Here is a 14,059-nt window from a genome sequence, read left to right as displayed (position 1 = left end):
CCTTGCTAACATTCTTCGGTAGCTATATTCTTATATAAGAATAAATGAATCAAGAAAATTTGAGCCAAATGCCGTTAATTTCCGAAGAGACAGACCGTCAGGCTGTCGACTGGCACGCGCATGTCTTCATGAAATCGCTCCCGATGCAGAAAAACAGACGCTATGCGCCAGCCTACGACGCGCCGCTGGAAAATTACGTCGCGCTCTTGAAAAAACACAACAAATCCGGCGGCCTGTTGGTTCAGCCAAGCTTCCTGGGCCGAGATAATTCTTTTTTGATTTCCTGCCTGGAATCCATCCGAAAAAATCCAAGCCCCATATGGCTCCGCGGTGTCGTCGTGGTCCCACCGAGCACGCCGGTGCGTAAACTCAAGGATTACGACGCCGCTGGAGTCGTCGGGGTTCGTCTCAATCTTTTACGTCAGGATATTCCCGATTTTTCCAACGTGACCTGGCGCAGGTTCTTCTCCCGCGTCAATGCATTGAACTGGCACGTCGAGGTTCAGTTGGAAGGCTGGCGCTGGCCCCAGGCCTTCGAACAGCTGGCCGATTGCTGCGAACGCCTGGTGGTCGATCACTTCGGTCTGCCGGATGTTCACAACCCTTTTGGCTGCGTGGGTTTCAGAATGATTTGCGCCTACCAGGGTCAAAACCTCTGGGTAAAGACCTCGGCGCCTTATCGGGTGTATCCCTCGTTGGATCCAGAAGGCGCCGCCATGGCATGCCGGGACAGCTATCAGGCGCTTAGGGATTCGATCGGCGAGAATGCCCTGCTCTGGGGTAGTGACTGGCCCTGGACACAATTCGAAGACGGTCACAGCTACAGTGATACCGTGAAGTGGCTCGGTTATTGGCACAAGCAGGAGGCTATCGAAGCCTCCCGGAAGTAACCGGCAGCAGAGGTGTTTGCCCCCTCGCTTCAAGTCAGCAAGATTTGTCAAATCGATCTATGGTTTGGTCCCTTCCGCACATTGAAGAGACTGAGTGGTAACGACACACGTGACCTTAAGAAGCAACTACGAAGAGCGGTTGAACCGCGTCATCGCCTATATCTACGACCATCTCGACGAAGAGATCGATCTGCAGAAACTGGCCGACGTGGCTTGCATGTCGCCTTATCACTGGCACCGGGTCTATCACGCCGTCCGCGGCGAGACGATCGCGGTCACGGTAAAGCGATTGCGCCTCCATCGGGCGGCCGGTTATCTGGCTCATAGCGATATGCCGGTCGACGAGGTCGCTCAACGCAGCGGCTATCCGAACCGTCAGTCCTTCACGCGCATCTTCAAATCCGTCTATGGCATGCCGCCGGCACAATACCGGAAGAACGGCGGCCACAGCCGGTTTACCAATGGATCGCCGGAAAGGGCCCCGATTATGTACAGTGTTGAAATAAAAAACGTCCCCGCCATGAAAGCCGCAACCACGTCCCACAGCGGTTCCTACATGGAAGTCGGAAAAGCTTTTGACCGCCTGTTCGGTTGGCTGGCAGCGCAGGATCTGATGAAGGACACCACGCGGATTATCGGTGTTTACTACGATGATCCGGATTCAATTCCCGAAGCGGAACTTCGTTCGCAAGCCGGCGCCGTCTTGTCCAGTTCGCCTGATTTGACGGCGCCCTTTGAATACACCGAGATCCAGGGCGGCTCCTATGCGGTCTTGAAATACAAAGGGCCTTACGCCGACATGAAGGCGGCTTACCAATGGTTCTACGGCGAGTGGCTAACCGAATCCGGCCGGGAGGCGGCCAACGCCCCCTGCTTCGAAGAATACCTCAACAACCCCCAGGACACGGCACCGAACGACCTGATGACCAACATCCATATGCCGTTGAAGTAAAATTTCGGAAGGACGATGGCTCTTAACTGATAGCATTAAGACCCATCGTCCTCTTGAATTCCTTTGAGGATGGCTGTGCCACAGCTCTGCGTATCCGCCGTTCCGCCAAGGTCCTTCGTCCGGGAAGCAGGGTCCGACAGCACTGCCTCCATTGCCGTCTCCAATGTCTGGGCAGCTTCCTGTTCGCCGAGATGTTCCAGCATCATGGCAGCCGTCCAGACGGCGGCAATGGGATTAGCGATTCCCTGGCCAGCGATGTCAGGCGCAGAACCGTGCACCGGTTCGAACATGGAAGGAAAAACGCCTTCCGGATTGATGTTCGCTGCCGGCGCGATGCCGATTGAACCGGCGACGGCGGGACCCAGGTCAGAAAGGATATCCCCAAAGAGATTTGAGCCGACGACCACGTCGAACCAATCGGGATGCTGCACAAAGTGCGCCGTCAGAATATCAATGTGAAACTGGGCCGTACCCACTTCAGGATAGCGTTTTGACATCTCGGCAAAGCGCTCATCCCAGAAGGGCATGGTGTGGACGATACCATTTGATTTCGTCGCCGAAGTGACGTGTTTACGTTTGCGGTTTTGCGCCAGCTTGAAGGCATAGTCCATGATGCGGTCTGTGCCGCGCCGGGTAAAGACGGCCTGCTGGGAAACCATCTCCTGGTCAGTGCCGGCAAAGATCCGGCCCCCGATTTCCGAATACTCGCCCTCGACGTTTTCGCGCACCACGATAAAATCGATGTCCTCAGGCCCCCGCCCGGCAAGCGGCGAGCTGACCCCCTTAAGCAGTCGCACCGGACGCACATTGGCATAGAGATCCAACTCGCGGCGCAGGGGAATCAGAAGTCCCCAAAGCGAGACATGGTCGGGTACGCCCGGCCAGCCGACGGCCCCCAAATAGATAGAATCGAACGCTTTCATCTGCTCGACGCCATCCTCCGGCATCATCCGGCCGGTCTCCGCAAAGCGCTCGCAGGACCAATCGAATTCCGTCCATTCAATCGCGAAGCCGTGCTTTGCAGCCGCGGCGTCAGCAGCGGCCTGTCCGACCGGAATCACCTCCTTGCCAATGCCGTCACCTGGAATGGAAGCGATCTTGTAGATACGGTTTGTCACGATGATGAGTCCTCGGAAAAGAAATCGGTAAATTCCTGCAGCACCTGGTCGGGAAGTTCTTCGGCGAGATAGTGTCCGCCGGGAAGCGACCGGCCGCGCACCTTTTCGGCACGCTCCCGCCAGAGAGCCAGGCAGTCGAAGTGAGCCTCGATGGCGCCCTTTTCACCCCACAAGGCCATAAGCGGACAGGCGATCTTGCGACCATTATCGGCATCGTCATGACTGATGTCGATGGTCGCTGCGGCGCGATAGTCTTCGCAGGATGCGCGAATGACCTCCGGGTCTTGAAAGGCCTCCAGATACGCCGCCATCGCAGCTTCGCTGAAGGCCGAGAGCCCCGCAGAGCCGGATCCGCACTTCTTCAGCCAGTAGGCTTTGGGGTCAGCCTCGATCATCCGTTCTGGAAAAGGCGCTTTCTGGATCAGGAAAAACCAATGCCAGTAGGCACGGGCAAAGCCGTCGCTTGTATTGGCGTACATTTCCCGTGTCGGCGCGATGTCCAACACCGCCAGACGCGAGACCTTATCGGGCCAATCCAATGCCAGGCGATGTGCAACCCGTGCCCCGCGGTCATGGGCCCCCACCATGAAGCGCTCGAACCCCAGTTCATCCATCACGCTGACCATGTCTTGCGCCATGGCGCGCTTGGAATAGCTGTCATGATTTTCAGTGCTCGGCGGCTTTGACGAATGGCCATACCCGCGCAGATCGGCAGCGACCACAGTGAAATGCTGCGCCAGGGCCGGTGCGATCCTGTGCCACATGACATGGGTCTGCGGATAACCATGGAGCAGAAGCAGTCCAGGCCCCTGCCCGCCCGTTACGCCATGAATACGTGCCCCATCACTATCGATATCGAAGGAGGTAAAGTCAGAAAACATGCGTCGTTGTTAATGCACGTCGCAGTGAAGGTCCATTCATGATTTTCGGCTTAACTGCGAAAAGCCCTGATCAGATCGTATTGGAGTTGATCACGGGGCGAGTCTACATCGCCAATGTTGCCACGATTGGCAGCGACCACTCTCAACCGCTCTGCCAACTCCTCATTCTGGCGTTTCTCCCGCGCTAGCATAATCGGCATCCGCGGGAATATGCCATGACTATGAAAACGCACACGAGGTCCGTTTGCTATTCATCGTAACAGAAGAGCTCTAGGTCAAAAGCAATGCCGCAGAAATGATAAGAAGAACACCCATGGCACGGTCGAACCATTGGCTGCACGCCTGATCAGCAAGCAAGTGTGTCAAGCCTGCTCCCATAAGTGCCCAGAGCGTCAAACAGGTGCCGGTTATCACAAGGAATAACAGCGTCAGGCTCAATAACGTAGACAGGTCGGAGACGTCTCCGGACAACGCAGCCGTTGCCGTTAACACCAGAACCCAGCTTTTGGGATTGAGGAACTGAAACAAAACCAGACTGGCAAACGAGCGGATTGGCACCAGCGACGCCGTCTCGTTATCTGTGGAGCGTGCGAAGCTCTGCCGGACCATATTGAAACCAAGCCACAGGAGATAGCCTGCGCCGATCAGCATCAGTGCGTCGCGCAACCGCGGTTCTTCTGCAAACAACGCGCCGGCCCCTAACCAGATCAAAAGGAGGAGCAGCTGCGTTCCCGCCATCACACCTGCAATAGCCGGAAGGCCGGCACGAAATCCACCCCGTACCGTCCGCTCCAGGACGATGAAATTGTTGGGACCAGGCGTAATGGCGGCGACGGTGATCAGACCCGCGACCGCGATGAGCGTCTCCATGACAGTCACCCTTTACCCCTTCTTTGCAGCGTCAGGGGATCCACTTCGAAGGGCTTGCCGTCTCGGGCGAAAAGAAACGCAGGCGAAAGCTCTTCACGGCCATGCGCTACTGACCAATCAGTATCGGGTGCAACCGCGACGATCCCGAAAGGATTTCCCGCACCGTCATTCAGGTAGTAGCCCTCACGTATGACCTGGAAGTCGGTCGTCGCAGCAATCCCGTGCCAGGCGTAGAGATCCCGGGCATAGGCCCAAAGGTTGGGGTAGTCGGCAAGCCTTCTGCGGCTGCATCTGAAGTGACCGTGGTAGACTGAATCAAAGCGCAGAAGCGTCGGCAGCAAACGCAAGTCGCTCTCGCTCAGTACCGGACCGAAAAGAAAGCGCTGTGCCACAAGCCTTGCCTCCAAATCGTCCAACATGGCGAATACTTGATCGACGGCTTCTTCATAGAGATCCTGGCGCTGAGCCAGACCGGCCCGGTAGACGGCATTGGAGAGATCACCATATAGACGCTGGTTGAGAGCATCGATCTGTTCGGTCAGGCCGGGCGGAACGAGGGTAAAATCGAGGCCATCGGAACTTGGAGGCACAGCGTCGAAAAGGCGCAGGATTTGAGCAGATTCGTTGCTTACGATCTCTTGTCGAACACTGTCCCAGAGCACGGGGACCGTGGAGCGCCCACTGTAATTTGGGTCGGATAGGCTATAGAGTTCGTGCATATGGACGATCTGATGGTCGCTGCCTGGGACGGTCCAAGCTGCGCCAGCGTTCACCGGATAACCCTGCACCCGAGGGCCGCCCGCGATTTGCAGAGGCACTTCCCTTTCCAGACCTTTCAGTGTTCTCGCGATGATCGTGCAGTGCGACCAGGGACAGCTCAGCGATGCAATCAGATGATACCGCCCGGCCTCTGTGCGGATAGCAGATGCAAGATCCGACGCGAGCGACGTACCAAAAACACTCGGTCGCCGTTTGAAACCGCCATCTTCAATAATGCGGTCCTCTTCAACCCATCGGCCTTTAACCATCGTTCCCATCGCTTCACTCCACGTTCAAAAAGCTAACGCAGGGAACATAAAGACAGATTGCAGAATTTACTGTTCTCAAAATTAATATTTTTGGTCTATTATTGAGACCATGAAAAACCTTCCTCTGAATGCGCTCAGAGCATTTGCCGCTGTTTACGATTCCGGGGGCGTCCGCCCGGCCGCCCGCCTGCTGGAAGTCACCCACTCGTCGGTCAGCCGTCATCTGCGCGAACTCGAAGCTTGGCTTGGGGTCGAGCTGTTTGAAAAACGCGAGGGGCATCGTCTGCTCATATTCTCTCCAGCAGGCGAAGCCCTGGGACGCGCATCGCTTTCCAGTTTGAGAGCGCTTGAGTCGGCGGTCGAATCGTTGCGGGAGCAGCGCAGGGGCAACAGCATCACAATCGAGACCACACCTTCCTTCGCAGCTAGATGGCTCCTACCACGTCTTCCCGCTCTGGAAGAAGCACACCCCTGGATCGAAGTCTCCATCGTCATCGAGCAAAAGCTGACGGATCAGGCCACAGGCACTAGCGACTTCTCCATCCGAATGGGGCGCGGCCCCTGGAGAGACCTTGTGTGTGAAGCACTGATGGATGACGCACTCTATCCGGTGGTCGGCCGTAACCTGTGGGAAGAGAAGCGGCGAAAGCTGTCAAACAACGATCTGACTGGCATCCGGGCGATCCACGACCGGGATCCGCAGGCAGCCTGGCAGAGCTGGCAAAAGCGTTATCCACTCAAAGGATTGAACCTGCGCACGGGCCCGCGGTTCGCCTCGTCGGATCTGGTGTTAAGAGCCGCCAGTCAAAACCAGGGCGTCGCCCTCGCGCGCGACAGGCTCGCCCGTGACGATGTCGCTTCGGGAGCGCTGGTGCGTCCGTTCGGGGAAAATCGCATCGAAATACCAGACGCCTATTGGATCGTCCGCGATCCTCAAGCGAAGGAGCGTGTCGCCGTCACAACTGCAATCGACTGGCTTAAAAAGGAAACATCCCTCACAGAGGGTTAACCGTCCGAAGCCTGGGTGATTGGAATGTAATCATAGGTGCCGACACCTTGGACAATCACGAAGCGGCAGGCACCGCCCTCTTCCCCGCTCACACGGTGTGCTGTCTTCGCCGGCACGTCGCAGCTTTCGCCTGTCTCGAGCCGATGGTTCACGCGCGGCGCCCTGGTCTCGACAAGCATGGGACCGTCGAGACAGATGAAACTATCGGCAATCTCGCTGTGATAATGCCAAGGAACTTCCTCACCCGCAGCCAAAGTCAGGATCTGTACCCGCAGGTCCGGTGTTTCGGCAATCAATTGCCGCCCTTCAATACTGTAGGGGCGATCATCTGGTTTGGTCATAAACTCGGTCTCCATTGTCACCTGATGGAGTGAGTGTAGCAGACTCTCAAGTAACGACGTGATATGCGATCGCTCTCTAGCCTTTCCGTCGAGAGCGATCGCGCTCAGGTGTTACTTCCAGTTCGCAGGCAGAGCGCCGATTTTCATCAATAGATCTACGGAGAGATCCTGCCGGATGTTGTTCTGGATGGCTTTGAAGCCTTTGCCCTTTATGTACAGGGCGTACGCAAGCGGGTCTTGATCCGGTCGCTCGACCCAACCCACATACCAGCCGTCGAAGGGACCTTTGAAGTTTCCGGATTCGCTAGGTCCAGCGCCGGTCTTACCGTGAAGAACAAAGCCATCTTTGGCACTCGACATCGAAACCTCGCCGAGAGCCTTCATACTGGAGTCCGACACGCCCAGTTCACCTGAAAGCAGACGGGTCAGGAACGCCACTTGCTCGCGAGGAGAAATCTCAAGGGGGTCACCGAGCCAAAAACTGTCCAGTTTGTCAGCGATCTCGCGATTGCCGTAACCGAATTTCACGACGTCCTGTCTGTAGCGTTCCAGCCCGACTTCAAGTGCTATTTCCTTGAAGTACCAAACCACGGAGTGCTTGAAGGCCGAGCGCAAGGTATGATCGTTGCGCCAGGCTTTCGGCCAATAATCACGCGCAGGATACTTTTCCTGGTCCCATTGTTTTGCATAGTCGAGGTCGCCCGCAACACCGCTCTCAAGGGCAATAAGAAGATTGGGAACTTTGAAGGTCGACCAGGGAGAGTGCGGTTCGTCCAGCCGGCCCGGCTGCACGGCGAAGCTTTCACCGTTCTCCAGATCCAGCGCGTAAAAGACGACCTCGCGCTCGCCAATCTTTTCCGATAAATCGCGAACGTCGATCACTTCGGGTGGCGACACTGTTGCTGCCAGGAGCAAAGCTGGAGCCGAAGCGAGGACGGCTATGGTCAAAAACGCAGCGCCGCGAACCACCGCGGACCGCTTTTTCATCATCGCGAAACATCCGCCCAAAACCCGTTTGGAATCATCTGAAGTAGGCACCGCTAAAAATCCTTCCATGGAGATCAGAGGATGCGGTTGATATACCTACTTCTAGTAGCAGACAATGGCACAAGAATGGCCATTTTATGGCAAGGCAGAGTCGCTCCAAATTCCACGCTGGAAAACACTGCTCAGTTACTGCTCGGTTACTGCCAGCCCGGCACCTGTGACATGTCCGGCAGACGATGCGCGATACCCTTATGGCAATCGATACAGGTTTTTTCTCCAGTGAAAAGAAAGCGCTCATGGGCATCGGCGGCACGCACGCTCTGCCGCGTGATATCCATTGATTCATCACTATGGCAGTTGCGGCATTCCAGAGAGTCGTTTGCTTTCAGACGGGTCCATTCATGAATCGCCAGATCGATGCGTTTGTCCTGAAACTTTTCGCGCGTGTCGATGGTCCCGAAGAGATGTCCCCAGACCTCTTTACTCGCTTGCATCTTTCGCGCGATTTTCTGCGTCCATTCATGAGGCACATGACAGTCTGGGCAGGTGGCACGCACGCCGGAGCGGTTGGTGAAGTGAATCGTGGTCTGAAGCTCCGCGAAAACGTTGTCCCGCATCTCATGGCACCCGGTGCAGAAGGTCTCGGTGTTGGTGACCTCCAGCGCTGTGTTGAAACCGCCCCAGAAAATGACCCCCGCGACGAAACCGCCGAGTGTCAGGACACCGAGACCGATGCTCGTGCTGGGCCGTGCCAGCACCTGCCAGTATTTACGGATGAAATTCAGCATCTGCCTGCCTTCCCGGCTGGATTATTGTTGTTTTGCGCGATTGAGCAGCAAGGTATCGACGTCGACGAAGTCGTTCCCTACCAGAGGCTTCACCTCGCGCTGTGACACATGACACTGATTACAGAAGTACCTGCGTGGCGACACCGAAGCGCGGAATTGCCCTTCCCTATCCATGAAGTGGGTAATCGAAACCATCGGTGCCTGACTTTCCCCGGTGCGCGAACGGGCGTGACAGGACAGGCATTTGTTGCTGTTCAGATCGACGATATAGCCGTCGGTCTTGTGGGGGATGACCGGCGGCTGTTCCGGATAGTTCCGCGCTTCCCGAATGTCGTTGTTTATAAAGGGCATCATGCGCGGCGCTTCGTTTTGACCATTCAACACCGCTTCTCCGCGCAGCGTCGCAACTCCGTCGGCCGAGACCTGATCTGACACAAAAATCAATAAGGCTGCTGCGACGAGGCTGCAGAGAGCAATCGAGAATCTGAACATCTGACTAGTCCTCCTCATGAGCCTCAAGCCTTCACCAGCTTGACCGCACATTTCTTGTAGTCGGTCTGTTTTGAAATCGGGTCCGTGGCATCCAATGTAACCTTGTTGATCAACTGGCTGGCATCGAACCAGGGAACAAAGACAAGGCCTTTCGGCGGCTTGTTTCTTCCCCGGGTCTCCACACGGGTCTGAATTTCCCCGCGCCGGGATACAATCCGCACGGCATCGCCCCGACGCAGCCCCTGTTCCCTTGCATCCTCCGGGTGGATGAAACAAACCGCATCCGGAAAGGCCTTGAAGAGTTCAGGGACACGCTGGGTCATGCTGCCGGAATGCCAGTGTTCGAGCACACGCCCTGTGCAGAGCCAGAAATCATACTCCTCGTCGGGAGATTCTGCTGCGGGCTCGTATGGCAACGCAAAGATACGCGCCCTGCCGTCCTTGTGACCGTAGAATTCAACCTCGCTGCCTGGCGTGACGTAAGGGTCCTCCCCTTCACGAAACCGCCATTTCGTCTCTTTGCCGTTGACCACCGGCCAGCGCAGCCCGCGAATCTCGTGGTAGGTCTCAAAGGGCGCCAAATCGTGACCGTGTCCGCGGCCGAAGGTGGCGTATTCCTCGAACAATCCCTTTTGAATGTAGAAGCCGAAGTCCTCGGCCTCGTGGTTCGCGTATCCGCCGGTGATTTCCGAGTTTGGAAAAGCGTCGACCTGACCATTGCGGTAGAGGACATCGTAAAGCGTTTTACCGCGGTATTCCGGCTTCTTGGCAAGCAGCTCCTCGGACCAAACCTCTTCGATCTTAAAGCGTTTGGAAAACTCCACCAGTTGCCAAAGATCGGACTTCGACTCGCCCGGTGCGGGCACAAGCTCGTGCCACAGCTGCGTGCGCCGTTCCGCGTTACCGTATGCCCCCTCCTTTTCGACCCACATGGCGGTCGGCAGGATCAAATCAGCGGCCTGGGCGGTGACGGTGGGATAGGCATCGGACACGACGATGAAATTATCCGGGTTGCGGTAACCGGGATAGGTCTCCTCGTTCATGTTGGCTGCCGCTTGCAGATTATTGTTCACCTGGATCCAGTAGGCATTGATCTTACCGTCTCGCAGCATGCGGTTCTGCAGCACGGCGTGATAGCCCGGTTTCGGCGGAATGGTGCCCTCGGGCAATTTCCAGATCTTCTCTGCGATGTCGCGGTGTTCCTTCTTGGCGACCACCAGATCAGCCGGCAGGCGGTGCGAAAAGGTGCCGACTTCGCGGGCTGTGCCACAGGCCGAAGGCTGACCGGTCAGAGAGAACGGCGAGTTGCCGGGTTCGGAGATCTTCCCCGTCAGAAGATGAATGTTGTAGACGAGGTTATTGCACCAGACGCCGCGGGTGTGCTGGTTGAAACCCATAGTCCAAAAGGACGTAACCTTGGTGTCGGGATCGGCATAGAGCTCCGCCAGAGCTTCCAGCCTGTTCTTCGGAACACCGGACAATTCATGCGCCCTGTCCAGCGTGTAATCCTTCACGAAGTCGGCGAACTCCTCGAACGTCATTTCGCTGGAACCGCCGGCTTTGGTGCGGTTCTTGGCATCCTTTTCGCGTGGATGGTCAGGGCGCAACCCATAGCCGATATCGTCGTTGCCGCGCCGGAAATTGACGTGCTTACCCACAAAATCCTTGTTTACCCGCCCGGTCTGGATGATGTGGTTTGCGATGTAGTTCAGTATCGCCAGGTCGGTCTGCGGCGAGAAGACCATCGGAATATCGGCGAGATCGAAACAGCGATGCTCGTAGGTCGATAGCACTGCAACCTTCACATGAGGCGCACTGAGCCGCCGGTCAGTCACCCGAGTCCAGAGGATCGGGTGCATCTCTGCCATATTTGATCCCCAGAGCACGAAGGCGTCAGCGTGCTCCATGTCATCGTAGCACCCCATGGGCTCATCGATGCCGAAGGTCCGCATAAAGCCGCCGACCGCCGAGGCCATACAGTGGCGCGCATTGGGATCGATATTGTTGGAGCGGAAACCGGCCTTCATCAGCTTGGAAGCGGCGTAGCCTTCCCAAACCGTCCACTGCCCCGACCCGAACATGCCGATCGCCGTCGGCCCCTTCTCCTTCAACGTCTTCTTGAACTTCTCGGCCATCGTGTCGAAGGCCTCGTCCCAGGAAACCGGGGTGAACTCGCCGTTTTTGTCGTAAACGCCATTGGTCTTGCGCAACAGCGGTTGGGTTAAGCGGTCACGTCCGTAAAGAATCTTCGACAGAAAATAGCCTTTGACACAGTTCAGACCGCGGTTGACTTCCGAAAGAACATCGCCGTGAGTCGCCACCACCCGTTCATCCTTGGTCGCGACCATCACGCTGCAGCCGGTACCACAGAAGCGGCAGGGCGCCTTTGACCACTTGAGTTCAGTTTCTTCAGCGTCCGTCACCAAGTTAGCCGCAGAAGCGCCGCCGGATATTCCAGCAGCGGTCGCGGCGACCGCCGCCGCTTTGATTTTGATCGCGTCACGTCTGGAAATGGGGGTTTTGTGTGTCATGTTACTCGTCCTTACGCCTGTTCGACCGAGGCGTCTGTTGTGCTATCGAATGCGTCTTCAACGTGATGAAAGACCAGCGAGGCGCTCAGCACGCCCTGCATTTTCTGGATCTGCCCAATCCGGTCGGACAGAGCGCTGTCGTCATTCAGATCGAGGACGATAACGATTTTGCCGAGAGGGCTGCTGGCGTGAATTTCGGCACCGGGCAATCGCTCAATTGCATTCATGATACCGGCCATGGATTCCGGATGGACTTGAACGACCAGGCTCGAAATATTGATGTCTTCAGCCAACGCCGCCTCCCTGAATTAGCGTAGTCGGCGACAGAGAGGTCGCATTGACAGGACAGGTTGAAACGCAGGCACCGCAGCCAGTGCAATTGGATTGCACAAACTCTATTTCGGCTTCGCCTCCGATTTTCGGCTGAAAAGTGATCGCTCGTTCGGCACAGGCGTCACCGCAACTGCGGCAGTAGACGCCTTTCTTTACAAGGCAAGTCTCGGTAATCGCCAGAGACAGCTCCCAAGGCAGAGCCTGTCTTTCCCAAAAGACCGGCTCCTGGCATGCGTCTGCACAGGCGCCGCAAAAGCTACACTCGCCAGCCGAAAAATCGACTTCCGGCGTAGCGTTCTCAGACCGGACGATGATTCCTTCCGGACAGGCGCGAACACAGTCGCCGCAGGCCGTACAGGCCTCTGCAATCCTGGCTTCATCTGTCCAGGGCGGTCGGATTTTGACTGTCTCTTTGGGTTTCTTGAAACGGCCGCGCAGAAAGCTACGTCGCTCGATTGGCGCCGTGTTGGACGTTTTGCCCGAATGCGGAACAAGCTCCATCGCGGGTTTCACGCGGGCGGCCCCGGCGGTCCGGCTATCGCCTGGAAAATCCAGATCGCCAAACCCAGGCCACCGACCAGCGCCACCGACAGTGCAGGTGCGAGGACGACCGTCAGGAAGAGGAACATTCGTATTTCGAGTTTTCGCAGTGACTGGCCAGACACGGCCATACCCCCGCTCTCGCCGGTCTCAGTCATCTCGTCACCTCACCTTGTTGTTGGCTCGACGTCGTAAGACTTCTCAGCGTCGATTGAGGATAACATAATTTTGGCGCCGCGGGGGCGCATTGACTTAGATCAAGGCTTGTTAGAGAGCTCTATGCGCGGTTTTTTTTCGAATCGTCAGAGCCTCACCCACTGTCCGCGGCGCAACGGAACCCAACCATGTCGAGTCCAATGGTCGGCGGATTGCCGTGACGGTACGCCGTTCGCAGGCAATAGGGATTGTTGCCCCAGCCACCGCCGCGCAAGGCACGCTCGTCTGGTCTTCCCGGAAAGCTGCTCGCGGTCCATTCCCAGACATTGCCGGCCATATCGAGCAGACCGAACGGCGACCGGCCCGCAGGAAAGCTTCCAACCGGCGCCGTACGATCAAAGCCGTCACCATCATCCGGCCCACAGCAGTCGATGGTTCCCGCATTGGCCAGCTTTTCGCCAGATGACACGGGCGCATTGTTTCCCCAGGGGAACCGGCGGCCATCGGTCCCACGCGCGGCATACTCCCACTCCTCGTCACTTGGCAGGCGCAAACCGTAGTGGCGGCAAAAAGCATCGCCATCCTGTGCTGAAATTTGCACGACCGGATGCTCTGCCTTGTCTGCAATCGTGCTGCCGGGGCCTTGCGGTCGCCGCCAGTCGGCGCCCGTCAGAAGATCCCAGCGGGACCACCACACAAACCCTGCGCCTTTCTGTTCCACGGTCGTGCGATATCCGCTTTCTGCGACGAAACGGCGGAACTGAGCGTTAGTGACTTCCAGGCGCATAATGCGAAAGGCCACAATGTCGAATTTCCGGACAACCTCGTTGTCGTCACCCTGAGCATCGCCCAGTTGCACACGTCCTGCAGGAACCTCGACCAAATCGAAGTCACTGGCCGCGGCCCTGGTAAAGTCGCTCAGGGAAACAAAAAGCCATACAATTGTCAGAAGAAACGCAATCCGCATGCCCCACTCCCCAATACCGACGCCGGAGTATGACTCAACAAAGAGCAACTTGTGCTGAGGTCGCGGAATCTTGATCGAAGATGCAGGCCGTTTCTGGCAAAATGGCGAAATCAGACAACAAGACGACGGCATAGGTGAACGATGATCGATCGGACGACGGTCAGGAGAATAAGCCG

General features: G+C 56.9%; 16 protein-coding genes. 3 read left to right on the top strand and 13 right to left on the bottom strand.

What is annotated here, in order from left to right:
* The first annotated feature begins 68 nt into the window (after window positions 1-68).
* Together QMZ18_RS19115 and QMZ18_RS19110 are read left to right on the top strand one after the other, a co-directional pair.
* Window positions 69-890, top strand: a complete 822-nt coding sequence (locus QMZ18_RS19115; RefSeq protein ID WP_282607945.1) for an amidohydrolase — start codon at window positions 69-71, stop codon at window positions 888-890.
* Between the two features lie 94 nt (window positions 891-984).
* A complete protein-coding gene (locus tag QMZ18_RS19110; protein WP_282607944.1) occupies window positions 985-1,842 on the top strand; it encodes a GyrI-like domain-containing protein in 858 nt (285 codons plus the stop codon).
* A 35-nt stretch (window positions 1,843-1,877) separates the two neighbouring features.
* On the opposite strand, the gene QMZ18_RS19105 is transcribed toward QMZ18_RS19110, so the two are convergent.
* The 4 genes from QMZ18_RS19105 to QMZ18_RS19090 all read right to left on the bottom strand — a co-directional run bounded on the left by QMZ18_RS19105 (window position 1,878) and on the right by QMZ18_RS19090 (window position 5,748).
* A complete protein-coding gene (locus tag QMZ18_RS19105; protein WP_282607943.1) occupies window positions 1,878-2,960 on the bottom strand; it encodes a tartrate dehydrogenase in 1,083 nt (360 codons plus the stop codon).
* Window positions 2,957-3,841 carry an alpha/beta fold hydrolase gene (locus QMZ18_RS19100; protein ID WP_282607942.1) on the bottom strand — a complete coding sequence of 295 codons (885 nt, stop codon included), beginning with the start codon at window positions 3,839-3,841 and terminating at the stop codon, window positions 2,957-2,959. The genes QMZ18_RS19105 and QMZ18_RS19100 overlap by 4 nt, the downstream gene beginning before the upstream one ends.
* A gap of 270 nt (window positions 3,842-4,111) precedes the next feature.
* On the bottom strand, window positions 4,112-4,711 hold the full coding sequence (locus QMZ18_RS19095) for a LysE family translocator (protein ID WP_282607941.1): 600 nt from the start codon (window positions 4,709-4,711) through the stop codon (window positions 4,112-4,114).
* Between the two features lie 5 nt (window positions 4,712-4,716).
* The gene (locus QMZ18_RS19090) at window positions 4,717-5,748 is read right to left on the bottom strand and encodes a glutathione S-transferase family protein (protein WP_282607940.1); all 1,032 of its coding nucleotides are present in this window, start codon (window positions 5,746-5,748) and stop codon (window positions 4,717-4,719) included.
* A 100-nt stretch (window positions 5,749-5,848) separates the two neighbouring features.
* On the opposite strand from QMZ18_RS19090, the gene QMZ18_RS19085 reads away from it, so the two are divergent.
* Window positions 5,849-6,748 (top strand): LysR substrate-binding domain-containing protein, encoded by a 900-nt coding sequence (locus QMZ18_RS19085; protein ID WP_282607939.1) that lies wholly within the window; start codon window positions 5,849-5,851, stop codon window positions 6,746-6,748.
* Here QMZ18_RS19085 and QMZ18_RS19080 read toward each other — a convergent pair.
* From QMZ18_RS19080 to QMZ18_RS19040, 9 genes are all read right to left on the bottom strand, one after another.
* A complete protein-coding gene (locus tag QMZ18_RS19080; RefSeq protein ID WP_282607938.1) occupies window positions 6,745-7,089 on the bottom strand; it encodes a cupin domain-containing protein in 345 nt (114 codons plus the stop codon). The genes QMZ18_RS19085 and QMZ18_RS19080 overlap by 4 nt on opposite strands.
* A gap of 111 nt (window positions 7,090-7,200) precedes the next feature.
* Complete coding sequence (locus QMZ18_RS19075) at window positions 7,201-8,079, bottom strand: penicillin-binding transpeptidase domain-containing protein (RefSeq protein WP_282607937.1); 879 nt, start codon at window positions 8,077-8,079, stop codon at window positions 7,201-7,203.
* Between the two features lie 194 nt (window positions 8,080-8,273).
* Entirely contained in the window at window positions 8,274-8,864 is a 591-nt protein-coding gene (locus tag QMZ18_RS19070; protein WP_282607936.1) for a NapC/NirT family cytochrome c, read from the bottom strand.
* A 21-nt stretch (window positions 8,865-8,885) separates the two neighbouring features.
* A complete protein-coding gene (locus tag QMZ18_RS19065) occupies window positions 8,886-9,356 on the bottom strand; it encodes a nitrate reductase cytochrome c-type subunit (RefSeq protein ID WP_282607935.1) in 471 nt (156 codons plus the stop codon).
* A 23-nt stretch (window positions 9,357-9,379) separates the two neighbouring features.
* Complete coding sequence (napA, locus tag QMZ18_RS19060) at window positions 9,380-11,887, bottom strand: nitrate reductase catalytic subunit NapA (protein WP_282607934.1); 2,508 nt, start codon at window positions 11,885-11,887, stop codon at window positions 9,380-9,382.
* 11 nt (window positions 11,888-11,898) lie between these two features.
* Window positions 11,899-12,180 (bottom strand): chaperone NapD, encoded by a 282-nt coding sequence (locus QMZ18_RS19055; protein ID WP_282607933.1) that lies wholly within the window; start codon window positions 12,178-12,180, stop codon window positions 11,899-11,901.
* Window positions 12,173-12,721, bottom strand: a complete 549-nt coding sequence (napF, locus tag QMZ18_RS19050) for a ferredoxin-type protein NapF (RefSeq protein WP_282607932.1) — start codon at window positions 12,719-12,721, stop codon at window positions 12,173-12,175. Before napF ends, QMZ18_RS19055 begins: the two co-directional genes overlap by 8 nt.
* A gap of 8 nt (window positions 12,722-12,729) precedes the next feature.
* Complete coding sequence (locus QMZ18_RS19045) at window positions 12,730-12,918, bottom strand: periplasmic nitrate reductase, NapE protein (protein WP_322097241.1); 189 nt, start codon at window positions 12,916-12,918, stop codon at window positions 12,730-12,732.
* A 152-nt stretch (window positions 12,919-13,070) separates the two neighbouring features.
* Complete coding sequence (locus QMZ18_RS19040) at window positions 13,071-13,883, bottom strand: formylglycine-generating enzyme family protein (RefSeq protein WP_282607931.1); 813 nt, start codon at window positions 13,881-13,883, stop codon at window positions 13,071-13,073.
* Window positions 13,884-14,059: the final 176 nt, after the last annotated feature.

Source organism: Pelagibius sp. Alg239-R121 (assembly GCF_947331435.1).
Classification (GTDB): Bacteria; Pseudomonadota; Alphaproteobacteria; order Kiloniellales; family Kiloniellaceae; genus Denitrobaculum.
Note: the sequence above shows the minus strand (reverse complement) of the source record. Positions and strands in the feature narration are given on the sequence as shown.